21 protein-coding genes are annotated in these 22,201 nt (G+C 68.5%); 14 read left to right on the top strand and 7 right to left on the bottom strand.

All coding sequences use genetic code 11. The features are described from left to right. Positions 1 to 35: 35 nt before the first annotated feature. On the bottom strand, positions 36 to 860 hold the full coding sequence (locus ACLQ7T_RS02440) for a class I SAM-dependent methyltransferase (RefSeq protein ID WP_420477969.1): 825 nt from the start codon (positions 858 to 860) through the stop codon (positions 36 to 38). Positions 861 to 1,120: 260 nt separating this feature from the next. On the opposite strand from ACLQ7T_RS02440, the gene ACLQ7T_RS02435 reads away from it, so the two are divergent. After that, a complete protein-coding gene (locus ACLQ7T_RS02435) occupies positions 1,121 to 1,588 on the top strand; it encodes an Hsp20 family protein (protein WP_420477968.1) in 468 nt (155 codons plus the stop codon). A 57-nt stretch (positions 1,589 to 1,645) separates the two neighbouring features. Here the strand turns inward: ACLQ7T_RS02435 and ACLQ7T_RS02430 are convergent, their stop codons facing one another. From ACLQ7T_RS02430 to gpmA, 3 genes are read right to left on the bottom strand one after another with little or no spacing between them, the layout of a single operon-like run. Next, positions 1,646 to 2,920 (bottom strand): pentapeptide repeat-containing protein, encoded by a 1,275-nt coding sequence (locus tag ACLQ7T_RS02430; protein WP_420477967.1) that lies wholly within the window; start codon positions 2,918 to 2,920, stop codon positions 1,646 to 1,648. 41 nt (positions 2,921 to 2,961) lie between these two features. Beyond that, positions 2,962 to 3,618 (bottom strand): bifunctional diaminohydroxyphosphoribosylaminopyrimidine deaminase/5-amino-6-(5-phosphoribosylamino)uracil reductase RibD, encoded by a 657-nt coding sequence (ribD, locus tag ACLQ7T_RS02425; RefSeq protein WP_420477966.1) that lies wholly within the window; start codon positions 3,616 to 3,618, stop codon positions 2,962 to 2,964. Positions 3,619 to 3,622: 4 nt separating this feature from the next. Continuing rightward, positions 3,623 to 4,342 (bottom strand): 2,3-diphosphoglycerate-dependent phosphoglycerate mutase, encoded by a 720-nt coding sequence (gene gpmA / locus ACLQ7T_RS02420; protein WP_420477965.1) that lies wholly within the window; start codon positions 4,340 to 4,342, stop codon positions 3,623 to 3,625. Positions 4,343 to 4,536: 194 nt separating this feature from the next. Here gpmA and ACLQ7T_RS02415 point away from each other — a divergent pair, with 194 nt between their 5' ends. From ACLQ7T_RS02415 to ACLQ7T_RS02400, 4 genes are read left to right on the top strand one after another with little or no spacing between them, the layout of a single operon-like run. Then, positions 4,537 to 6,036 (top strand): phosphomannomutase/phosphoglucomutase, encoded by a 1,500-nt coding sequence (locus ACLQ7T_RS02415; RefSeq protein ID WP_420477964.1) that lies wholly within the window; start codon positions 4,537 to 4,539, stop codon positions 6,034 to 6,036. 39 nt (positions 6,037 to 6,075) lie between these two features. Next, entirely contained in the window at positions 6,076 to 7,392 is a 1,317-nt protein-coding gene (locus tag ACLQ7T_RS02410) for an FAD/NAD(P)-binding protein (protein ID WP_420477963.1), read from the top strand. Then, the gene (locus tag ACLQ7T_RS02405; protein ID WP_420477962.1) at positions 7,389 to 8,111 is read left to right on the top strand and encodes a ribonuclease T2 family protein; all 723 of its coding nucleotides are present in this window, start codon (positions 7,389 to 7,391) and stop codon (positions 8,109 to 8,111) included. Before ACLQ7T_RS02410 ends, ACLQ7T_RS02405 begins: the two co-directional genes overlap by 4 nt. Positions 8,112 to 8,141: 30 nt before the next feature. Further along, complete coding sequence (locus tag ACLQ7T_RS02400; protein ID WP_420477961.1) at positions 8,142 to 8,765, top strand: DUF805 domain-containing protein; 624 nt, start codon at positions 8,142 to 8,144, stop codon at positions 8,763 to 8,765. Between the two features lies 1 nt (position 8,766). On the opposite strand, the gene glmM is transcribed toward ACLQ7T_RS02400, so the two are convergent. Then, positions 8,767 to 10,116 carry a phosphoglucosamine mutase gene (gene glmM / locus ACLQ7T_RS02395; protein WP_420477960.1) on the bottom strand — a complete coding sequence of 450 codons (1,350 nt, stop codon included), beginning with the start codon at positions 10,114 to 10,116 and terminating at the stop codon, positions 8,767 to 8,769. A gap of 168 nt (positions 10,117 to 10,284) precedes the next feature. Between glmM and glmS the strand changes: the two genes are divergently transcribed. Both glmS and galU read left to right on the top strand, forming a co-directional pair. Beyond that, positions 10,285 to 12,099: a glutamine--fructose-6-phosphate transaminase (isomerizing) gene (gene glmS, locus ACLQ7T_RS02390; protein ID WP_420477959.1), complete on the top strand. Its 1,815-nt coding sequence runs from the start codon at positions 10,285 to 10,287 to the stop codon at positions 12,097 to 12,099. 55 nt (positions 12,100 to 12,154) lie between these two features. Then, a complete protein-coding gene (galU, locus tag ACLQ7T_RS02385; RefSeq protein ID WP_420477958.1) occupies positions 12,155 to 13,036 on the top strand; it encodes a UTP--glucose-1-phosphate uridylyltransferase GalU in 882 nt (293 codons plus the stop codon). A gap of 328 nt (positions 13,037 to 13,364) precedes the next feature. Here galU and ACLQ7T_RS02380 read toward each other — a convergent pair whose 3' ends face one another. Next, complete coding sequence (locus ACLQ7T_RS02380) at positions 13,365 to 13,589, bottom strand: hypothetical protein (protein WP_420477957.1); 225 nt, start codon at positions 13,587 to 13,589, stop codon at positions 13,365 to 13,367. A 15-nt stretch (positions 13,590 to 13,604) separates the two neighbouring features. After that, the gene (locus ACLQ7T_RS02375) at positions 13,605 to 14,363 is read right to left on the bottom strand and encodes an alpha/beta fold hydrolase (RefSeq protein ID WP_420477956.1); all 759 of its coding nucleotides are present in this window, start codon (positions 14,361 to 14,363) and stop codon (positions 13,605 to 13,607) included. Positions 14,364 to 14,429: 66 nt separating this feature from the next. On the opposite strand from ACLQ7T_RS02375, the gene ACLQ7T_RS02370 reads away from it, so the two are divergent. The 7 genes from ACLQ7T_RS02370 (at position 14,430) to pheS (ending at position 22,199) form a co-directional block, all read left to right on the top strand. Then, positions 14,430 to 15,401, top strand: coding sequence for a glycosyltransferase family 9 protein (locus ACLQ7T_RS02370; protein WP_420477955.1), 972 nt, complete (start codon positions 14,430 to 14,432; stop codon positions 15,399 to 15,401). A 125-nt stretch (positions 15,402 to 15,526) separates the two neighbouring features. Then, positions 15,527 to 16,048, top strand: a complete 522-nt coding sequence (gene infC / locus ACLQ7T_RS02365) for a translation initiation factor IF-3 (RefSeq protein WP_420470400.1) — start codon at positions 15,527 to 15,529, stop codon at positions 16,046 to 16,048. 133 nt (positions 16,049 to 16,181) lie between these two features. Then, on the top strand, positions 16,182 to 18,128 hold the full coding sequence (locus tag ACLQ7T_RS02360) for a S9 family peptidase (RefSeq protein WP_420477954.1): 1,947 nt from the start codon (positions 16,182 to 16,184) through the stop codon (positions 18,126 to 18,128). Between the two features lie 80 nt (positions 18,129 to 18,208). Then, a complete protein-coding gene (locus ACLQ7T_RS02355; protein WP_420477953.1) occupies positions 18,209 to 20,173 on the top strand; it encodes an alpha/beta hydrolase family protein in 1,965 nt (654 codons plus the stop codon). A gap of 160 nt (positions 20,174 to 20,333) precedes the next feature. Beyond that, positions 20,334 to 20,531, top strand: a complete 198-nt coding sequence (gene rpmI / locus ACLQ7T_RS02350) for a 50S ribosomal protein L35 (protein WP_003166435.1) — start codon at positions 20,334 to 20,336, stop codon at positions 20,529 to 20,531. 112 nt (positions 20,532 to 20,643) lie between these two features. After that, positions 20,644 to 21,003, top strand: a complete 360-nt coding sequence (gene rplT, locus ACLQ7T_RS02345) for a 50S ribosomal protein L20 (RefSeq protein ID WP_420470402.1) — start codon at positions 20,644 to 20,646, stop codon at positions 21,001 to 21,003. A 119-nt stretch (positions 21,004 to 21,122) separates the two neighbouring features. Continuing rightward, entirely contained in the window at positions 21,123 to 22,199 is a 1,077-nt protein-coding gene (pheS, locus tag ACLQ7T_RS02340) for a phenylalanine--tRNA ligase subunit alpha (RefSeq protein ID WP_420477952.1), read from the top strand. Positions 22,200 to 22,201 lie beyond the last annotated feature (2 nt).

Here is a 22,201-nt window from a genome sequence, read left to right as displayed (position 1 = left end):
GTGGGGTCAAAGCCGGGATGGCGCCCCGCATCACCCTACTCCGGCTTGCGGAATCGCAGGGTCATCCGATCGCTTTCACCGATCGCGTCAAAGGCGGCGCGCTCTTCCGCGGTCAGGGGCGTCGGCCGGTCGTTGGCGTTGCCGTCGCGCGGCGCGCTGACTCGGGTGGGCGGCAGGGTCCAGACGCCGAAGGGATGGTCGTGATCATCGGCCGGATTGGCGTTCAGTTCGCTGCGCGCCTCCAGGATGAAGCCGGCGGCGCGGGCGGCGTGGATCACGTAGCTCTCGGACACATAGCCGGTCGGGGCGGTCTGGTCGGGGTTCAGACCCTCGGCCCCGCGATGCTGTTCGATCGCCAGCACCCCGCCCGGCTTCAAGGCCTTGAAGAAGGCTTCCATGTAGGGGGCGGTCCGCTCGCTGCGGTGCCAGTTGTGAAGCGCCCGGGCGACCACCACCATGTCGGCGGTCCCGTCCTCGACCCCCATGCCCTCCAGAGGCCGGTTGACGGCGACGTAGCGTCCGCCCGTCGCGGCGGCGTAGGGCTCGAGGATATTACGCCACCAGCCGGCGCGGCCCGGCTCGATTTCGACGACCGTCAGGTTGGGCCGCAGCCCCCAGAAGGTGAGGGTCTCGAACGGATGGCGGGCGCCGTCGCGGGCGCGGTCGGCCTCCGGCCGGCTGGACGAGGCCACCGCAGCCTGCAGTGCGGCGTCTTCCTGCAGCTCCGGCGGCGCCATGGCCGCGCGTCGGGCGGCCCGCTGGGACGGGCTCTCGTCCAGCGACGGGAGCGGCGGAAGGGTCTGGGCGACGACGACCGTCGGCATCAGCAGGGCGGCGGCGGTCAGGACGACGAGGCGCATCGGAATTCCCGGAGACTTGCAAGGAGGCGCGACCCTGACCGGCCAGGACGGCAGGGGCAAGGCGCCTCGCGCCCGACGCGACAGGATCACGCGGTCTTGACGTCCGGACCGGCCTTCCCATCTGAACGAACGAGGCCGCCGATGTCGGGGCCTCCGGAACGCGCGGGGCCGATCACGGGCCGCACGATCCGAACACCCACACCGGTCCGGGCCAAAACCGCGGGACCGGACAACCTTGCTGATCCGCAGGAGGATGACCCATGCGTACCTATGATTTCTCGCCGCTGTACCGTTCCGCCGTCGGCTTCGACCGTCTGGCCACTCTGCTGGAAAGCGCCGCGCGCACCAGCCAGGAAAACGGATGGCCGCCCTACAACATCGAGACCACGGGCGAGAACGCCTATCGCATCGAGATCGCCGTCGCCGGCTTCAAGGCCGACGAGCTGAACATCGAGGTGAAGGAGAACCTGCTCACCGTCACCGGCCGCAAGACCGCGAATGACGACACCGCTCCGGAACGCACCTTCCTGCACCGTGGCCTGGCCGAACGCGACTTCGAGCGGCGCTTCCAGCTGGCCGACTATGTGGTGGTGAAGACCGCCGACCTGTCGAACGGCCTGCTGTCGATCGAACTGGCGCGGGAGCTTCCCGAGGCGCTGAAGCCCCGCCGTATCGAGATCGGCGGCGGATCGAAGCTGATCGAGGGCAAGAAGACCAAGGCGGCGTAAGCGTCGCCATATCTGAAACGAACCCCGGGGGGCGGCGCTCAGGCGTCGCCCCTTTTTTCAGGCCTTGAGGGCGGTCTCGAGTCCCTTGGCGCCGAACGTCGCCGCGCCCCGCAGCTCGGCCTGACGCAGGCAGGCGCCGTGCAGGACGGCGCGATTGAGCGCAGCGTCCGTCAGATTGGCGCGCTTCATGTCCGCGCCCGACAGGTCCGCGCCCTTCAGGGTCGCGCCGGTGAGGTCCGCGGGCATGAGCCGATCGGCCGCGATCATCAGCGGCCCCATCTGCGCCTCGCGCAGGTCGGCCCCGTCCAGCCGGGCGCGGGCGAGGCGCGCGCCGCGCAGGTCCGCCCCGCGCAGATTGACCGAGCGCAGATCGGCGCCTTCCAGATGCGCCCCCTGCAACTGCACCCCGCCCATGTCGAGACCGTAGAAGACGGCGCCCTTGGCCGACAGGGCGGTCAGATTGTAGCCGCGGATCGACTTCAGGGCGCGCAGGTCGACGCCGTCGAAAACCGAAGGCTGACCCGAGGCGCCGCCCGTTTCGCACCACAGGGCGTGCTCGGACAGCATTTCCGCGGCGGGCATCTTGCCGACCGGTTCGCCCGAAGACCGGTCGTCGGTCAGGGCCCCGGCCATATCGGCCCCGTCGGTGCGCCACATGGTGGCCGTGACCCCGACCAGCACGGCGTCCCGAAGATCCGCGCCGGTCAAATCCGCGCCCGACAGGTCGGCGCCCGCCAGGTTGGCGCCCTTGAAACTGGCCTGTTTGAGATTGGCCCGGACCAGTTTGCAGTCCTTCATCACCGCGTCCGAAAAGTCGGCGGCGACGGCGATGACGCCGGTCAGCTTGGATCGCTCCAGATTGGCCCCGGCGAGGCAGGCCCCCTGCGCGGTCGTGTCCCGGACCGAGCGGGCCTCGACCACCCGGAAGCCGAGGCGGGAGTCAGCCGCGGCGATAGTGCCTTCGCGAAGATCGGCCTCGAACAGATCCGCGCCGGTCAGGTCCGCGCCCCGCAGACAGGCGCCCCGCAGATCGGCGCGACGGAGGCTCGCATCGCGCAGCACGGCGTCCTGCATGTCGGCGCCGAAGAAGGTGGCGTTGTCCAGCCGGGCGCCGGTCAGGTCGCAGTCGATCAGGCAGGCGGCGGCGAAGTCGGCGTCGGCCAGGTTGCGTCCCGCCAGCGACAGGCCGCTCAGGTCCATCCAGGCGAAAACCGCCCGGGCGCCGCCCGGCTTGGCCTGCCACAGACGGTCATGCCGGACGCAGATGGCGTCCAGTTCCTGCTGGGTGATCCGCCGCCGTGCGGCGGGGGTTTGGGCGTGACTCCCCGACATTGCCCCGAAATGGCACGTCGGCCTTAAAAAAATGTGTGTTTCTAGGCGCCTGCGGGGGTCTGGAGCGTCAGCAGACCCTGCTCTTCCAGAGCGTCGGCCAGCTCGCCCGGCCCGATCCACAACCGGGTGTAGCCGGCCTCGCCGAGTCGCTTCAGCTCGGTCGACAGGTCCGCCCGGGACGAGGCGGCGAAGCGGGCGTCGAAGCCCTCGCCGGTCTCGCTGACACGGACCATGGGGCGGCCGGTCTCGACCCGATGCAGGTAGCCTTCGTAGAGAACGGCCGCCTCGCGGGCGAGGAGGCCCGTCTCGACGGTCAGCCCGGCCTTGGTCAGGCGCTCGATGCCCCGGCCCGAAGCAAAGGGCGAGGGATCGACCGCGGCGACCACGACCCGGGCCACGCCGGCATCCATGAGGAAGTGCGAGCAGGAGGTGCGGCCGGACGACCGCGCGCCGCAGGGCTCCATGGTCACATAGGCGGTGGCGCCTTTCGCCTTCTCGCCCGCCGCCGGAACGGCCTGTTCCTCGGCGTGCGGCCGTCCGCCGGGCGCGGTGGCGGCTTCGGACACGATCTCGCCGTCCCGAACGATGACGCAGCCGACGGCGGGATTGGGCCAGGTCTGGCCCATCCGCGCCTTGGCCAGGGCGATGGCGCGGCCCATGAAGCGGATGTCGTCGGATTCCTGCTGCGCGGTCGGCATGAGGTCAGGCTCCCGGGATCGGCGGCAGAGCCGTGGCGCGATCGGCGTCCAGATAGCGCGCGGCGGTCGGCGTGAGCGATCCGTCCAGCTCGATCTCCAGCGGATTGCCCGTCGGGATCTCGACGCCGACGATCTGGTCGTCCGGCACGGCGAACAGATGTTTGACGATGGCGCGGAGCGAGTTGCCGTGGGCTGCGATCAGCACATCGTCCCCGGCCTTCAGCCGCGGCGCGATGTCGGCGTCCCAATAGGGCAGCACACGATCAAGCGTGGTCTTCAGGCTTTCCGTGTCCGGAATGTCCTTGCCCGCGTAGCGGGGGTCCGCGGTGAAATCGAACTCGCCGCCAGGGGCCAGCGGGGGCGGCGGGATGTCATAGCTGCGGCGCCAGATCTTCACCTGATCCTCGCCGTGCTTCGCGGCGGTCTCGGCCTTGTCCAGGCCCGTCAGGCCGCCGTAGTGGCGCTCGTTCAGACGCCAGTCCTCGACCACCGGCACAGCCTTCAGTCCGGCCGAATCCAGCGCCAGGGCGCCCGTCCGCTTCGCCCGCTTGAGCACCGAAGTGAACATGACCGCGGGGTGGAAATCGGCTCCGGCGATCAGTTCGCCGCCCTTGCGCGCCTGCGCCTCACCCTCGGCGGTCAGGTCGACATCGACCCAGCCGGTGAAGCGATTCTCGAGGTTCCACTGGCTCTGGCCATGGCGCAGCAGGATCAGGCGGGGCATGCAGGTCTCCGGACTATCGGCTTCCGGGGGTAGGCCCGGGGTCTCGAAGGGTCAAGCTTTCCACCGCGCCCGGAGTTCCGTCACGTGTCGCACCCATGACGGCGTTCACGCGTTGTTGCGGCTCCCGAGCGCCGGAGGCTATCAAGGCGCACCTTCGCCGTGACCGAACCGGTCCGGCACTCCAAGGATACCCCATGCTGAAGCCCCGCGCCGACCTTCGCCCCAATACCGCCGAGTACGAAACCACGCCGCTGGTGAAGGCGACGGGCTTCCGTGAGTACGACGCGCGCTGGGTGCTGGAGAAGGAGATCAATCTGCTGGGCATCCAGGCGCTGGGTCTGGGTCTGGCGACCTATATTCACGAGATCGGCCAGACGCCGAAAATCGTCGTGGGCCACGACTTCCGCGGCTACTCCCTGTCCGTGAAACAGGCGCTGACGCTGGGCCTGCTGGAAGGCGGGATGGAGGTCCTGGACATCGGCCTGGCCCTGTCGCCGATGGCCTATTTCGCCCAGTTCGAGCTCGACGCGCCCTGCGTGGCCATGGTCACCGCCAGCCATAACGAGAACGGCTGGACCGGCGTGAAGATGGGCGCCAACCCGCCCCTGACCTTCGGTCCCGACGAGATCGGCCGCCTGAAGGAGATCGTGCTGGAGAACCAGGGCGTGGCGCGCGCCGGCGGGACCCTCACCCGCATCGACGGCTTCCGCGAAAAATACATCGCCGACATCGTCTCGAAGGTGAAGCTGACGCGGCCGATCAAGGTCGTGGCGGCCTGCGGCAACGGTACGGCGGGCGCCTTCGCGCCCGAGGCCCTTCGCCGGATGGGCGCCGAGGTGATCGAGATGGACACCGAACTGGATTTCACCTTCCCGAAGTACAACCCGAACCCGGAAGACCACGCCATGCTCATGCAGATGGCGGCGCGGGTGAAGGAGACCGGCGCGGACCTGGCCCTGGGCTTCGACGGCGACGGCGACCGCTGCGGCGTGGTGGACAACACCGGTGAGGAAATCTTCGCCGACAAGATCGGCCTGATGCTGGGCCGCGACCTGTCGGCCCTGCACCCCGACGCGACCTTCGTCGTCGATGTGAAGTCGACCGGCCTGTACAAGACCGACGAGGTGCTGAAGGCCAACGGCGCCGAGACCGTCTACTGGAAGACAGGGCACAGCTACATCAAGCGCAAGACGGCAGAGCTGGGCGCGCTGGCCGGTTTCGAGAAGTCCGGCCACTTCTTCTTCAACGCCCCGCTGGGCCACGGCTATGACGACGGCATCGTTGCCGCCGGCGCCGTGCTGGCCATGCTGGACCGCAATCCGGGCAAGAGCCTGAGCGAGCTGAAGACGGCCCTGCCGGACGCCTGGACCAGCCTGACCATGTCGCCCCACTGCGACGACGAGCTGAAGTACGAGGTGCTCGAGCGGATCGTGGCCGAGTACAAGGCGCTGGCGGACGCGGGTGGCGAAATCCTGGGCCGCAAGATCGTGGAGGCCATCACCGTCAACGGCGTTCGGGTGCACCTTGAGGACGGCAGCTGGGTCCTGGTTCGCGCCTCGTCGAACAAGCCCGAACTGGTGGTGGTGGTCGAGAGCATGAGGTCGGAAGACGACATGCGCGCCCTGTTCCGCGAGGAAGTGAAGCCGCGGCTGGCGAAGTACGACGAGATCGGCGCGTACAACCAGGAAATCTGAGACGCACGGCTCCGGAACCGGACCCGAACGGGAGACCCTGTGGCCGCAAACAGCCAGCCCGTAGTGATCGTCGGCGGAGGCTTCTCCGGCGCCATGCTGGCTGCACGGCTGGCCGAGGCCGGGGTCGCCTCGACGCTCATCGACCGGTCCGGCCGCTTCGGCCGGGGCGTCGCCTATTCCACGACGTTCGATGGCCACTTGTTGAACGTGCGGGCCAACCGGATGAGTGCGGTCGAAGGGCAGCCGAACGACTTCGTCGACTGGCTGGCCGTCCATGCCCCGGACCGGGCCGATCCCGACGGATTCGCGCCGCGGCGGCTGTACGGCGCCTATCTCGAACACCGGCTGGCCCGTGTGGATGTGGCCCATCCGGGGCGGATCACCCGCATCGTCGGCGAGGCGGCGGCGATCGAGGAGGCCGGCGTGCGACTGGCCGACGGCCGGATGATCGCCGGAGCGAGGGCGGTGCTGGCCACGGGCAATCCGGCGCCGTCGACGGCGCGCCGGCTGTCGGGCGAGCGGATCGTCTCCGATCCCTGGCGTCCCGGCGCGTTGGACCGGATCGGCGAGACGGACCACGTCCTGATCCTGGGCACGGGACTGACCATGGTGGATGTCCTGCTGGAACTGACCGCGGGAGGATGGCGCGGTGTGGCGAGCACCCTGTCGCGGCGCGGCCTGACGCCCCGCGCGCATGGCGATCGCCCGGATGCGCCGGTCCCGCCGACGGAGGCCTTGCTGCACGGCGCCCCCTCGCAACGGCTCCGCGAAGCCCGTCGCCTGTCGGACCAGGCGGGCTGGCGCGGGGTGATGGAAGGGTTGCGCCCGGTCACCGCCGCGCTGTGGCGGGAGACCGATCCGACGACGCGCGCGCGACTGCTGCGTCATCTGCGGCCCTGGTGGGACGTGCACCGCCACCGGATCGCCGGGACGGCCGCCGACCAGCTGGACGCCCTGCGCCGCGCCGGACGCTGGACCGTCGCCGCCGGAGCGGTGCTGGCGATAGAGCCGGCGGCGCAGGCCGTGAGCCTCGCCTACCGGCCGCGCGGCGGGGTCGGGCGGGAAACCCTGACGGGGTCCTGGCTGATCGATTGCACCGGGCCGACGCAGGATCCGGCGCGGGATGCCCTGACGGCTCCGCTGCTGACGTCCGGACGGGCCCGGCTGGAAGCGCTGGAGATCGGACTGGATCTTGACGCCCGGGGGCGGATACGGGCTGCGGACGGGGGCCCCGACCCCCGCCTTCTGGCCCTCGGCCCGCCCGCCCGCGCCGCCTTCTGGGAGACCACCGCCGTGCCCGACATTCGCAAGCGGATCGAGGCCATGGTGAAAACGCTGACGGAACCGCCCGCATGAAACACCTGATCGCCCTCTCGACCCTGCTGGCGCTGACCGGCTGCGACCTGCCGGTGACGACCGCACCGACCGCGACCTCGATGGCGGTCGAAAGCTGCATCCTGCCGTCCAGCCTGCCCGCGCCGCATATGGAGGCTGTGAAACCGGAGGAGGTGGTCGCCGACCGACCGATCCTGTTCCACATGCTGGCCGTGACCTGGATGCCCGAGACCTGCCGCAACGGCGGGGACGGACAGGGAGAGATGGCCTGCTCGGGCCCCAACAGGTTCGGCTGGACCCTGCATGGGCTGTGGCCGAACTCGGACGGGCGGCCCTATCCGCGCTACTGCCGGGCGGCGACGCGGGTGCCGGACGCCACCATCCGCGCCGAGCTGTGCCGCACGCCCTCGGTCGATCTGGTCCAGCATGAGTGGGCCGCGCACGGCACCTGCGGTTGGGACACGCCCGAGGCCTATTTCGCCCGGTCGGCCGCGATGTACGACAAGCTGGCCCGGCCGACACCGCGCGAAGGAATGACCGCCGGACAGCTGCGCGACGCCTTCGTCGCCGCCAATCCGGGCCTGCCGCGCGACGGCGTCTATATCGCCACCACCGACCGGGTGCGGCTGCGCGAGGTCCGCATCTGCAACGACCTGTCCTTCAACCCGCGTTCATGCCCGGGCGGTGAGGTGGGCGCGCCGGACGCCACCGTGCTGACGGTGGAGCCGGTGCGGGACTGACCGGCGACTTCAATCGAAGGGGAGAACGAGATGGCCAATCCGATCAAGCGCGGCTTCAGCAGGCTGACGCAGTTCTCAGGCCGCGACACGCGGGCGGAATTCTGGCCCTACGTCGGCGTGGTGATCGCCATCCTGTTCGTCACGAACTTCATCGTGATGGGCGCGCTGATGGCGACGACCTTCGCGGAAATGGCCGAGTTCGCGGCCCAACACCCTGACGCCTCGACGGTGCACTCGGGCCCCGGCGGCTATTCAGTGCAGATCGACGCCGGACATCCCGAGGCGCCGATTCCGAATTTCGCGCCCTTCTTCATCGGGTTCTCGATCATGGTCCTGATCGTCGTCCTGTTGCTGGCGGCGGCGGTGACGCGCCGTCTGCATGATCGCAACATGGCCGGGTTCTGGGGTCTGATGCCGGTCCCGTTCCTCGCCATCGCCATGACCATCATGCCGATGCTGTTCAACAGCGTGATGGTTGACCCGGAGCCCCGCTTCGACCTGTTCGGCCTGCTGTTCGTGAACAACACCGTCTACATGATCTCCCTGGTCACCCTGGTGATCATACTGGCGCAGAAAGGCACACCGGGGCCGAACCGCTACGGCGCGCCGACGGCGATACCGGAACCGGTCAACGACTGGGGCCGGGCGAGCTAGATCAGCCCGCCGCCTTCACCGCCGCCGAGACATCCGCGACCACCGCCTTGACCAGCGCCTCGTCATCACCCTCGGCCATGACGCGGATCAGCTTTTCGGTGCCCGACGGGCGGACCAGCAGACGGCCCTGACCGGCGAGGCGGGCCTCGGCGTCAGCGATAGCGGCCTTGACGTTGGCGTCCTCCAGCGGCTTTCCGGCGGTGAAGCGAACATTCTCGAGCTGTTGCGGGACCGGCTCGAACTGGCGGGCCAGTTCGCTCATCGGGCGGCCGCTCTCGACCAGCACGGCCAGCACCTGAAGCGCCGACATCAGGCCGTCGCCGGTGGTGGCGTAATCGTGGAGGATGATGTGGCCGGACTGCTCGCCGCCGACGTTGAAGCCGCCCTCGCGCATCCGCTCCATGACGTAGCGGTCGCCCACCTTGGTGCGCTCCAGCGTCAGACCCTCGGCGTGCAACGCGCGTTCGAGCCCCAGGTTGGACATGACCGTGGCCACCAGTCCGCCGCCGGTCAGCAGGCCGCGACGGGCCCAGTCCAGTGCGACCATGGCCATGATCTGGTCGCCGTCGACGATCTGACCCTTCTCGTCGCAGATGATGACGCGGTCGGCGTCGCCGTCCAGCGCGATGCCGATGTCGGCGCCGTGCGCCCTGACCGCCTCGACCAGGGTTTGCGGGTGGGTGGAGCCGCAGTTCTCGTTGATGTTCAGGCCGTTCGGCTCGACCCCCACGGCGATCACGTCCGCGCCGAGTTCATACAGGGTGGTCGGCGCGACCTTGTAGCCGGCGCCGTTGGCGCAATCGACCGCGATGCGGAGGCCCTTGAGCGTCAGCCCCTTGGGGAAACTGGCCTTGGCGATCTCGACATAGCGGGCCTGGCTGTCGTCGATGCGCTTCACCCGGCCGATGCGGTCGGCGTCGGCCAGACCGGAGCCGAGGTCCTCGTCCATCATGGACTCGATCTTCAGCTCGACCTGGTCCGACAGCTTGTAGCCGTCGGGTCCGAACAGCTTGATGCCGTTGTCGAGGTAGGCGTTGTGCGAGGCCGAGATCATCACGCCGATGTCGGCGCGCATCGACCGCGTCATCATGGCCACGCCCGGCGTCGGCAGGGGCCCGAAGGTCCGCACGTCCATGCCTGCGGCGGAGAAGCCCGCGACCAGCGCCGGTTCGATCATGTAGCCGGACAGCCGCGTGTCCTTGCCGATCACCACCAGATGTCGGCGATCATCGGACGACATGAACATCCGCCCCGCCGCCAGGCCCACCCGCAGGGCCACTTCCGGCGTCATCGGATGGGTGTTGGCGCGGCCGCGAATGCCGTCGGTGCCGAAATAGCGTCGCTCAGCCAAGTCCAGTCTTCCTTGCCTCAACGGTCCGCCGTAACCTTGCGAAACCGCTTTTCAGGTGCAAATCCAGAGCGTCGTCGCCTAAACCGACGATGACAGTCAGGGTCGGCTTAGACCCTCCCGCGCCGACGTGCAAAGCGCGCAATTTCGATTTTTCCGAGGGTTTCTCTCATGTGCGGCATCATTGGCGTGACCGGAACCGGTCCGGCGGTTCCCCGTCTGATCGACAGCCTGAAGCGGCTGGAATACCGCGGCTATGACTCCGCCGGCGTCGCCGCCCTGGTCGACGGGAAGATCGAGCGCCGCCGCGCCAAGGGCAAGATCCGCGAGCTGGAGGCCGTGCTGGCCGCCGAGCCGCTGAACGCGACCATCGGCATCGGCCACACCCGCTGGGCCACCCACGGCGCGCCGACGACGGCCAACGCCCACCCGCACAAGGCCGGACGGGTGACGCTGGTCCACAACGGCATCATCGAGAATTTCGCCGAGCTGAAAGCCGAACTGGTGGCCGAGGGGCATGCCTTCGAGAGCCAGACCGACACCGAGGTGGTCGCCCACCTGCTGGACAGCGAACTGGGCAAGGCCAATGACCCGCTGGTCGCCTTCAAGACCGTTCTGGATCGCCTGACCGGCGCCTATGCGCTGGCGGTGCTGATCGAGGGCGAGGACGGCCTGATCCTGGGCGCCCGCCGCGGCAGCCCGCTGGTGGTCGGCTGGGGCGAGGGCGAGATGTACCTGGGCTCGGACGCCCTGGCGGTCGGCCCCTTCACCCAGAAGATCAGCTATCTGGAGGAAGGCGATTTCGTCGCCATCGACCGGAGCGGCGCCCGGATGTTCGACGCCTCGGGCGCGCCGGCGGATCGTCCGATCGTCCAGGTTTCGGCCTCCTCGGCCCTGGTCGAGAAGGGCGAGTACCGGCACTTCATGGAGAAGGAGATCCATGAACAGCCGGACAGCGTCCAGCACACGCTGTCGGAATATCTGGACTTCGTGAACGGCAAGGCCAAGTCGGGCGAGATCGATTTCGCCACGATCGAGCGCATCCAGATCGTCGCCTGCGGCACCGCCTTCTACGCCGGCCAGATCGGTCGATACGCCTTCGAGCGGCTGGCCGGCCTGCCATGCGACGTCGAGATCGCCTCGGAGTTCCGCTACCGCCACCCGGCCCTGACCAAGGGCACGCTCGCCGTGGCCGTCAGCCAGTCGGGCGAGACCGCCGACACCCTGGCCAGCCTGACCTGGTGCAAGGCCCAGGGCCTGAAGACCGCCGCACTGGTCAACGTCCATTCGTCCTCGATGGCGCGTGAGGCCGGAACGCTGTGGCCGACCCACGCCGGGCCGGAAATCGGGGTCGCCTCGACCAAGGCCTTCACCGCCCAGGTCGCCGCCCTCCTCGCCCTTGCGGTGACGGCCGGCGTGCAGCGGGGCCGTATCGATCCGGCGACGGAGGGGGAACTGGTCCGGGCCCTGTTCGAGGCGCCGCGCCTGATCGCGGAGTCCATGGCCATGGAAGGGTCCCTGAAGGACGTCGCGCACGATCTGTCGAAGGCGACGGACGTGCTGTTCCTGGGCCGGGGCGCGATGTTCCCCCTAGCCATGGAGGGCGCGCTGAAGCTCAAGGAGATCAGCTATATCCATGCCGAGGGCTATGCCGCCGGCGAGCTGAAGCACGGCCCGATCGCCCTGATCGACGAGGAGACCCCGACCATCGCCCTGGCGCCGCTCGACGATGTGTTCGAGAAGACCGCCTCCAATCTGCAGGAGATCGCCGCGCGCGGCGGCCCGGTCATCATGATCGCCCCGAAGGGCGCGCCCGACCCTCACGGCGCCGGCATCCGTCGGGTTGACGCCCCGGACTGCCATTCGCTGATCGCACCGCTGATCTACGCCATCCCGGTACAGCTGCTGGCCTACTATACGGCCGTGCAGAAGGGCACCGACGTGGACCAGCCGCGCAACCTGGCGAAGTCCGTCACGGTCGAGTGATCGCTTCTTTGACGAAATGCGTTAGGGTCCCCGACCCTTCTGTTCAGGATACCGCATGACCACCCAGACCCGCCGCCTGCGCAAGGCCGTGCTGCCCGTCGCAGGCCTCGGCACCCGCGTTCTGCCCGGCACCAAGACCACGCCCAAGGAACTGCTGAACGTCGTCGACCGGCCGATCCTGAGCTACATCGTCGAGGAGGCCCGTGAGGCGGGGATCGAGCATATCGTCTTCGTGACCGGCCGCTCGAAGGGCGCGATCGAGGACTATTTCGACCACCAGATCGAGCTCGAGGCCCAGTTGGCCGCGAAGGGCAAGACCGAAATCCTGGCCATGATGAACGCCGAACTGGCCCAGGCGGGCGAGATGAGCTTCACCCGGCAGATGCAGCCCAAGGGGCTGGGCCACGCCGTCTGGTGCGCGCGGGACATCATCGGCGACGAGCCGTTCGCGGTCATCCTGCCGGACGTGATCGTCGATGGTCAGCCCGGCGCGCTGAAACAGCTGGCCGACGTCTATGCCGAGATCGGCGGCAACGTCATCGGCGTGGAGCAGGTGCCCGAGAGCGAGACCCACAAATACGGCATCGTCGATCCCGATGGACGGGACGGCAATCGCATCCACATGCGGGGCATGGTCGAGAAGCCGGCCAAGGGCACGGCGCCGTCGAACCTGTCGATTTCGGGCCGCTACATCCTGCAGCCGGAGATCTTCGACATTCTGGAGACCCAGGAGCGGGGCGCCGGCGGCGAGATCCAGCTGACGGACGGCATGGCCCGGTTGATGACGGAGCAGGCTTTCACGGCGGTCGAGTATGCCGGCGTGACCCACGACTGCGGCGACAAGATCGGGCTGCTTCGCGCCAACGTGGCGCTGGCCCTGAAACGACCGGATCTGGGCGCCGCGGCCCGGGACGCGATCAGCGCGCTTCTGGTCTGAACCTGCGCTCGAGGGTTCTGTTCGCCCCGTTGCAGCTATAGGCCGAGGCGTTCGTGACGCCGATGTCGGGCGTCAGAACACCCCCCTGCCGGCTGCACAGCGCGGACTGTTCGGCCAGCTTCGCATCCGCGCGCGGCAAGGACGACGACGTGGCGCACGCGGTCAGCGCGCCCGCCGTCAACAGAACCGGTAACCACTTCATCGGCGCACTCCCTTTTCCGGAGAGCCTATGTCGGGCTGCAAGGCGCCGCAACCCACACGCGAGTCCGGGCCCCGCGCCAGATTGCCGCGAGGCCGGTCTCACCGGGAGGCGGGACCAAGGGCGGGATCAGCCGCCCGGAGCGCGCGCCGTGCCGCCGCGGATCTCGCAGACATTGTCCAGTTGAGGGCGACCGGTCTGGCTGCCGGTCGGGGCCAGAATGCCGCCCCGCGCCTCACAGTCGGCGGACAGCCGCTGCTCCTGCGCGACGTAGCTGTTGACGCCGCCGCCCGTCGAGCAGGCGGCCAGCGCGAGGCCGAGGAGCACGGGGGCGACGATAATCGAGGTACGCATGGCCTTCTCCTTTGTTCAGGACAATGTGGCGGCCGGTTTCCGGTTCCGTTCGACCGCTTCGACCAGCCGGTCGAGATCGGCGGGTGCGGACAGACGATGGTCCCCCCCGGCCACAAGGTCCAGCGTGATATCGCCGCCCTGCAGGCGTTCGGTAAGCTCGACCTGATGACGCCATGGGACGACATCGTCCTTACGCCCCTGAAGGATTTGCACCGGCGTCGTGATGTCGATGACGCCGTCCAGCAACAGCCACTGGCGGGCTTCCTCGAACATGTGGCGGGTCAGGACATACTCGCCCAGCCCTTCCTCGGTGATCAGGGCCTCGCCGTCGCGGACGATGGCCTGACGGATATGATCGGCCAGTCCCGGCCACATCAGCCGCTCGGTGAAGTCCTGCGCCGGATTGACCAGCACCAGTCCGGCCACCCGCTCCGGTCGGGCAATGGCGGCCAGCAGGGCCACCCAGCCGCCCATAGACGACCCGACCGGGATCACCGGACCCTCAAGGCTGTCGATCAGGGCGATGGCGTCCTCGCGCCAGCGGCCGATGGTGGCCTGACGCCAGTCGCCGGACGAGGCGCCGTGGGCGAAATGGTCGTAGCGGACATAGTTCCAGCCCCGCTCACGCGCCGCGGCGTCCAGCGCCAGCGCCTTGGTTCCTTCCATGTCGGAGCGGAAGCCGCCGATCCAGATCACCGTCGGACCGGCGCCGGACACCCGCTTCAGGGCCAGGGTTTCACCGTCGGGGCGGGTCAGGTGTTCGACATCGTCCATGGCGGTTCCTCTCGCGAAAACGTTCGAGGACTGATAGCGAACCCTGACTGTCCAAGCGAAGGCTGAATGCGCGTGTCCGACCCCAAGGTCCTGTTCGTCACCTCCAACCGCATCGGCGACTGCGTCATCTCCTCCGGCGTGATCCGCGAGATCGGGCGCCAGATCCCGGGCGCGAAGATCACCGTGGCCTGCGGTCGTCCGCCCGCGCCCTTCTTCCGCAATGCGCCGGGCGTCGAGCGGACCATCATCCTCGACAAGAAGAAGATGGCCGGACACTGGGTCGACCTGTGGAAGCAGGTCGTCGGCACGCGCTGGGACATGGTGGTCGATATCCGCGGCTCGGCCTTGTCCTACCTGATCCCGGCGAAGCGGCGGGTGATCTACAACCGGTCGTGGGAGACCGGCCTGCGCAAGGTCGAGATGGTGTCGCGCCTGATGGGCTCGCAGACGCCCCTGAACCCGGAAATCTGGCTGGACGATCAGGCGCGCGCCGAAGCCGCCGCCGTCATCGACCCGCAGCTGGCCGGCGGCGCCGGACCCGGCCCGATCCTCGCCCTGGCCCCCATCGCGCACCAGCCGGGCAAGAGCTGGCCGGCGGACCGCTGGGGCCGGCTGGTCGAGACGCTGAAGGCCGATCCGCGCTTCGACGGCTGGCGCTTCATGCCTGTGGGCGGGCCCGGCGACCGGCCGCCGGCGACCCCTGCGCTGGAGGCGGCGGGCGAACGCGGGATCGACTTCGTCGGCAAGGGCGACATCCTGGCGTCCGCCGCCGCCATCGACCGGGCGGACCTGTTCGTCGGCAACGATTCCGGTCTGATGCACGTGTCGGCGGCGCTGGGCGGGCCGACGCTGGGCCTGTTCGGCCCGACCGAGTGGTGGCTGTACGGCCCCTGGGGTCCGAAGACCCGCACCGTGGCCTCCAACGAGACGCGCGGCCAGTTCGCCCCCATCGAGGACCTGACGGTCGAGCATGTCTATGCTGCGGTGCTGGCGCTACACGCCGACTTCATCGCGGCGGCCAAGCCCGTCACGCCTTGAAAATACGGGGTTTGAGGCTCATATAGGCCACCCGAGGGGAACGCCGCGATTTATCGCGCGCTTCTTCTCGTCAGAATCTCAAACGTCTTCGACCACATAAGGAAACGACGCCCATTCGCCGTCCGATGCAAACGCCGCCCGTGAAAGACGGGCCGCCCATCAACCAGGAAATCCGCGCCACCCGCGTTCTGCTCATTGACCAGAACGGCGAAAAACAGGGCGTGATGCCGCTGTCGGCCGCGCTGGAGGCCGCCGAGGAGGCGGGTCTGGATCTGGTCCAGATCGTCGCCAACGCCGACGCCCCGGTCTGCAAGATCCTGGATTACGGCAAGCATCGCTTCCAGGAGCAGAAGAAGAAGGCGGAGGCGCGCAAGCGTCAGAAGGTCGTCGAGCTGAAAGAAATCAAGCTCCGTCCGAACATCGACACCCACGACTATGAGGTGAAGGCCAAGGCCATGCACCGCTTCTTCGACGAAGGCGACAAGGTGAAGGTCACCCTGCGCTTCCGTGGTCGTGAAATGGCGCACCCGGAACTGGGCATGAAGCTGCTCAACAAGGTGCAGGCCGACTTCGACGAAGTGGCCAAGGTCGAATACGCCCCGCGTATGGAAGGCCGCCAGATGATCATGATCCTGGCGCCGCGCTGAGCCGGACGATCCGGTCCTGAACCTGAAACGCCCCGGCTGCCGCCGGGGCGTTTTTGCATGTGCGGGGGCCGCGCTTGCCTGCCCGATACATCCCAGTGATATGGTGGCGTTCTCACGGGGGTTGAAACGCCAGATGATCGTCCGTCACTTCATCGCAGCCGCCTGCGCGGCGCTTCTGGTCGGCGCAGGCGCGCCCGTCGCCGCCCAGGCCCCGGCAAGCCCGCCGCCGCTCACGGCCTATGCAGCCCTTCCCGTGATGGAAAGCCCCGCCCTTTCGGCCGACGGCGGGCGGCTGGCCTATATCGACCGGACCGACGGCCAGGCGAGCGTGGTGGTCCGCGATCGTCTGACCGGGGAGGTCACCGCCAACGTCGCCATCGGCGACCGACTGGTGCGCGGCGTGTTCTGGGCCTCGCCCAACCATGTCGTGCTGCGTACGACAGTGCTGGACCAGACCCCGTTCGGCTACGGCGAATACCAGCTGATGGACGTGGTCAATCTGGACACCGGACGGGCCGCCCGGGTTCTCAACGAAGCCGAGCGCCGCACCTTCCCCATGATCTGGGGCTCGTCACGCGGGACCTACAACGGGCAGCCGGTCCTGTATGTGAACGGCGTCGGCGAGGTCGCGCGCGGCGGCTATGCGATGAACCTGTACCGGATTGATCTGGACAGCGGGCGAGGCCGGATCCAGGAAGAAGGCGTCGAGAACCTGCAGGGCTATCTGCTCCGCCCGGACGGGACGATCGCCGGCCGGGAAATCTACAACTCGGTCGACGGCCGCTGGCGGCTGGAAGCCCGCACCGGATCCGGCTGGCGCGAACTTCAGTCCACACGCGCGCTTCTGGACCCGCCGTCGGTCCTCGGCTTCGGTCGCGACCTGACGACCCTGGCCATCGCCGGCGAAGACGCCGACGGCCTGGGCGTGGTGAGCCAGATCGACCTCCAGGGCCAGCCCGCCGCCGAACCGATCGTCCTGCCGTCCCGACCCAACCAGATCATCCGCAACACCCAGTTCGGCATCGTGGGACTGGGCTTCTACGGAGAGGCGCAGGAGTACGGCTTTCTGGAGCCCGCCCTGCAGGCGCGGTGGGGCCAGATTCGCCAGGCCTTCGCCGGCAAGCAGGTGACGCTGACCTCCTACAGCGATGACTTCAACCAGATGGTCCTGTTTGTGGAAGGCGCCGGCGAGACCGGCGCATTCTATATTTTCGACGCCACGACCGGACGGATGTCCCTTCTGCGTCGCGCGCGACCCGACGTTCCCGCCGCCTCGCTGGCCGACCGCCGGGCGGTGACCTACCCGGCGGCGGACGGCCTGGCGATTCACGGCTACCTGACCCTGCCCTCCGGCCGCGAGGCGCGCGGCCTGCCGCTGATCGTCCTGCCCCACGGAGGGCCTCAGGCCCGTGATGAGGCCGGCTTTGACTGGTGGGCCGAGGCCCTGGCCTCGCGAGGCTATGCGGTGCTGCAGCCGAATTTCCGGGGCTCCGAGGGCTACGGCAACACCTTCATCGAGGCCGGCTACGGCGAATGGGGCCGCAAGATGCAGACGGACCTGTCCGACGGCGTTCGCTGGCTGGCGGGACAGGGCGTGATCGACCCGGCCCGGGTCTGCATCGTCGGCGCCAGCTATGGCGGTTACGCCGCCATGGCCGGGATGACCCTTGATGCCGGAGTGTACCGTTGCGGCGTGGCCGTGGCCGGCGTGTCCGACCTGCGGCAGATGCTGCGGTTCGAGGAGAGCGAAGGCGCGCGCGGCCGCCGCAACCCGGCGATCCGCTACTGGAATCGCTTCATGGGCGGAACCGGCTCCGGCGACGCTTCGCTGGACGCGCGCTCGCCGGCCCAACTGGCGGATCGCCTGTCCGGCCCCCTGTTGCTGATCCACGGCCGCAACGACACCGTGGTGCCGTTCGAGCAGAGCACCCTGATGCAGACCGCTGCCCGCGCCGCCGGCAAGCCGGTCCGGCTGGTCGCGCTGGAAGGCGAGAACCACAACCTCTCCTATTCCGCGACACGGCTGCAGATGCTGCAGGAACTGGTTGCCTTCCTGGAAACCAACAATCCCGCGAACTGAGCGCCGGCGCTTGCCCCGGAGACGCGTCAACGGTTAGTTGCGCCGTCGCGCGCGTTTCTCGCCGCAGGGGGAGTTCTGTCTTGTCGATTCGCATTCCGGCGGCTCTGGCCGTCGCACTCACGCTCGCCGTCCACACAGCCGCCACGGCCCAGACCCCCGCGCAGACCCCGCCTCCGCTGTCGGCCTACGGCGCCCTGCCTGCGGTCGAGCACGCCCGTGTCTCGCCCGGCGGCGACCGGCTGGCGCTGGTCACCGTCGCCGGCGACGACCGCGTCCTGGTCGTTCTCGATCCCCACGCGGGCCAGATGCTGGGACGCATCGAAGTCGGTCTGGCCAAGGTGCGCGACCTGACGTGGATCGGCGAGAACAACCTCATGATCACCACGACCAGCACCCAGTCGCTGAGCGATCTGGGCGGCCGTCGAGGCGAACTGCGGCTCGGTCAGATCTATGACATCGAGCGGCGGCGGCTGGTTTCGGTCCTGCAGAACGCCTCCGGGGTGAGTCCCCTGCTCGCCGGCGCCGTCGAGGTCCGCCGACTGCCCGAAGGCGAGGTCGCCTTCGTTCGCGCCTTCAGCTTCGGAACCGAGCGCACCAGCCTCTACCGACTGGACCCCGCCAGCGGACGCGGCCGCGAGGCGGTCCGGCTGGGCGATGAGATCCGGGGCCTGGTGCTGGACGCCGAAGCCCTGCCGGTCGCCGGATCGACCTATGTGCAGGCCTCCGGCAGGTGGGGCCTGGGCTTCTGGAACGGCCGCAGCTTTGATGAAGTCTGGTCAACCACCGCGCCGCTCGACCCGCCCTACATCATGGGCCTCGGACGCGATGGGCGGTCTGTTCTGGTCTCGGCCCGCCGGGACGACAACCGGACGAACGCCGATGAGAACGGGTCGGCGGTTTACGAGGTGAACGCCGACGGCGCCTGGACCCCGATGCCCCTCGGCGGGCGGGTCTATCCGCTGTACCACCCGGTCACCGAAGCCCTTTTCGGCAGCGCCCGCTCGACGGACAACGGAACGGAGTATCGCTTCCTCGACCCGACGGCATCCACGGCGTGGACCACCGTCGCCGGGGCGCTTGACGGCCGGTCGCCCGACCTCGCCGACTGGAGCGACGACATGCAGACCGTCCTGGCCTACACCTCGGGGCCGGGCGACTCCGGCTCCTATCATCTGATCGATCTGGAGCGCCGCACCATGAATGTGGTCGGGCAGGCCTACCCGTCGATCACCGGCGACCTGGTCGGCACAGTGACGCCCATCGAGTACGCCGCCGCCGACGGCCTGAAAATTCACGGCTACCTGACCCTGCCGCCCGGCGTGGCCAGCCCGCAGGGACTGCCCCTGGTCGTTCTGGCGCACGGCGGTCCGGCCTCCCACGATACGATGGGATTTGACTGGTGGGCCCAGGCCACGGCCTCCCGCGGCTATGCCGTTCTGCAGGCGAACTTCCGCGGCTCAACCGGCTATGGGCAGGCCTTCCTGGAGGCCGGCTACGGTGAATGGGGGCGCAAGATGCAGACCGACCTGTCCGACGGCGTCCGCTACCTGGCCGCCCAAGGCGTGATCGATCCGGCGCGTGTCTGTATCGTGGGCGCGAGCTACGGAGGTTACGCCGCCCTGGCCGGGCCGACCCTTGATCGTGGGGTGTATCGCTGCGCGATCTCCGTCGCCGGCGTCTCGGATCTCCGCCGGATGGTCGAGAGCGAGGCCCGCGAGGCCGGACGCCCCAACACGGAGACGGTTCGCTACTGGAACCGCTTCATGGGCGCCTCGCGGCTGGGCGATCGCGCCATCGACGCCCTGTCCCCGGCTCGACTGGCCGATCAGGCGGATGCGCCGATCCTGCTGATCCACGGCAAGGACGACACGGTGGTGCCGATCGAACAGAGCCGACTGATGGCCGACGCCCTGCGCCGGGCCGGCAAGCCGGTCGAGTTCATCGAACTCCAGGGCGAAGATCACTGGCTGTCCCGCTCGGACACACGACAGAGGATGCTGGAGGAGACCCTGCGTTTTCTTCAGGCTCACAACCCGGCGAACTGAGACTCAGCTTGCCTTGAGCGCCTGCTTCGACTAGAAGCCGCGCCTTCGCGTACCGAACCGCCGGGCGAACAGGCATGCCTGGGCGGTTCCTAATCAGGGTTGGCGTCCATGGGCTCAAGTGGCCTGCAGGCGGCGACCCACTCAAAATGAGAGAGTGAAAATGCCGAAGCTGAAGACGAAGTCGGGCGCCAAGAAGCGCTTCAAATTCACCGCCACGGGCAAGGTCAAGGCCGGCGTCGCCGGTAAGCGCCACCGCCTGATCAGCCACAACTCGAAGTACATCCGCCAGAACCGCGGCACTTCGGTCATGGCCGACGCCGACGCCAAGAAGATCAAGTCCTACATGCCGTACGCCTGATCGGCGCACGCAGCAGACTGATCCAACCGCAACGAATTTGAACGACAGTCCCTCAAGCAGCGAGACCCCGCGGGTCGAGCGGTAGGGACTTCCCGATTAAAGAGAAAACATCATGGCTCGCGTTACCCGGGGCGTTACGTCCCACGCCAAGCACAAGAAGGTTCTGAAGCAGGCCAAGGGCTTCTACGGCCGCCGCAAGAACACCATCCGCACCGCCAAGGCCGCCGTTGATCGCGCCGGCCAGTACGCCTACCGCGACCGTCGCACCAAGAAGCGCAACTTCCGCGCCCTGTGGATCCAGCGCATCAACGCCGCGGCCCGTATCGAAGGCTTCACCTACTCGCAGTTCATCAACGGCCTGAACAAGGCCGGCATCGAACTGGACCGCAAGGTTCTGGCCGCCATGGCCGCCGACGAAGCCGGCTTCAAGGCGATCGCCGACAAGGTCCGTGACGCTCTGAAGGCCGCCTGAGTCCTTCCGATCTGATCGATTGAAATGCGCCCGCTCCGGCTGACCGGGGCGGGCGTTTTCGTATCCACGGGCCGCCGGACGTGACGAATGCGTCCGCGCCCGCTAGACGACTGCCCACAATGACCGATCTCGCCCAACTCGAACTCGACCTGATCAACGCCATCGGCTCGGCGGAGACCGCCGCGGCCGTCGAGGACATCCGCGTCGCCGCCCTCGGCAAGTCCGGCTCCATCTCCGGCCTGCTGAAAGGCATGGGCGCGATGAGCCCTGACGAGCGCCGCGAGCAAGGCCCGAAGATCAACGGCCTTCGCGACCGCGTGCAGTCCGCCCTGGCCGCCCGCAAGGCCGCGCTGGAGGCCGCCGAACTGGACGCCCGGCTGAAGGCCGAGCACGTCGACCTGACCCTGCCGCCGCGCCCGCGCCGGACCGGCAGCGTGCACCCGACCATGCAGGTGATGGACGAGATGATCGCCATCTTCGCCGACATGGGATTCGCGGTCGCCGAAGGGCCGGACGTCGAGGATGACTTCCACAACTTCACCGCCCTGAACTTCCCGCCCAAGCACCCGGCGCGGGAGATGCACGACACCTTCTTCCTGAAGCCCGATCCGGAAACGGGCGAGCGCAAGGTGCTGCGCACCCACACCAGCCCGGTGCAGGTGCGCACCATGATGAGCCAGACGCCGCCGATCCGGATCATCGCGCCCGGCCGGACCTTCCGGAAGGACAGCGACGCCACCCACACCCCGATGTTCCACCAGGTCGAGGGGCTGGTGATCGACAAGGCCATCCACATGGGCCACCTGAAGTGGACGCTGGAGACCTTCGTCGCCCGGTTCTTCGAGCTGGACGGCGTCGACGCCCGCTTCCGCCCGCACCATTTCCCGTTCACCGAGCCGTCGGCCGAGATGGACATCCGTTGTGACCGCTCGGGCGGCGAGCTGAAGCTGAACACCGGCGACAGCTGGATGGAGATCCTGGGCTGCGGCATGGTGCACCCCAATGTCCTGCGCGCCTGCGGCATCGACCCGGATGAGTATCAGGGCTTCGCCTTCGGCATGGGCGTGGATCGTCTGGCGATGCTGAAATACGGCATCTCGGACCTGCGCCCGATGTTCGAGGCCGACACGCGGTGGCTGGCCCACTACGGATTCTCCGCCTTCGCCGCGCCGAACCCGGCCAGCGGCCTGAGCTAATT

This window comes from Brevundimonas sediminis, from assembly GCF_048799765.1.
Classification (GTDB): Bacteria; Pseudomonadota; Alphaproteobacteria; order Caulobacterales; family Caulobacteraceae; genus Brevundimonas.
The sequence above is the reverse complement of the archived record's forward strand: the minus strand, read 5'-3'. Positions and strand labels throughout refer to the sequence as shown.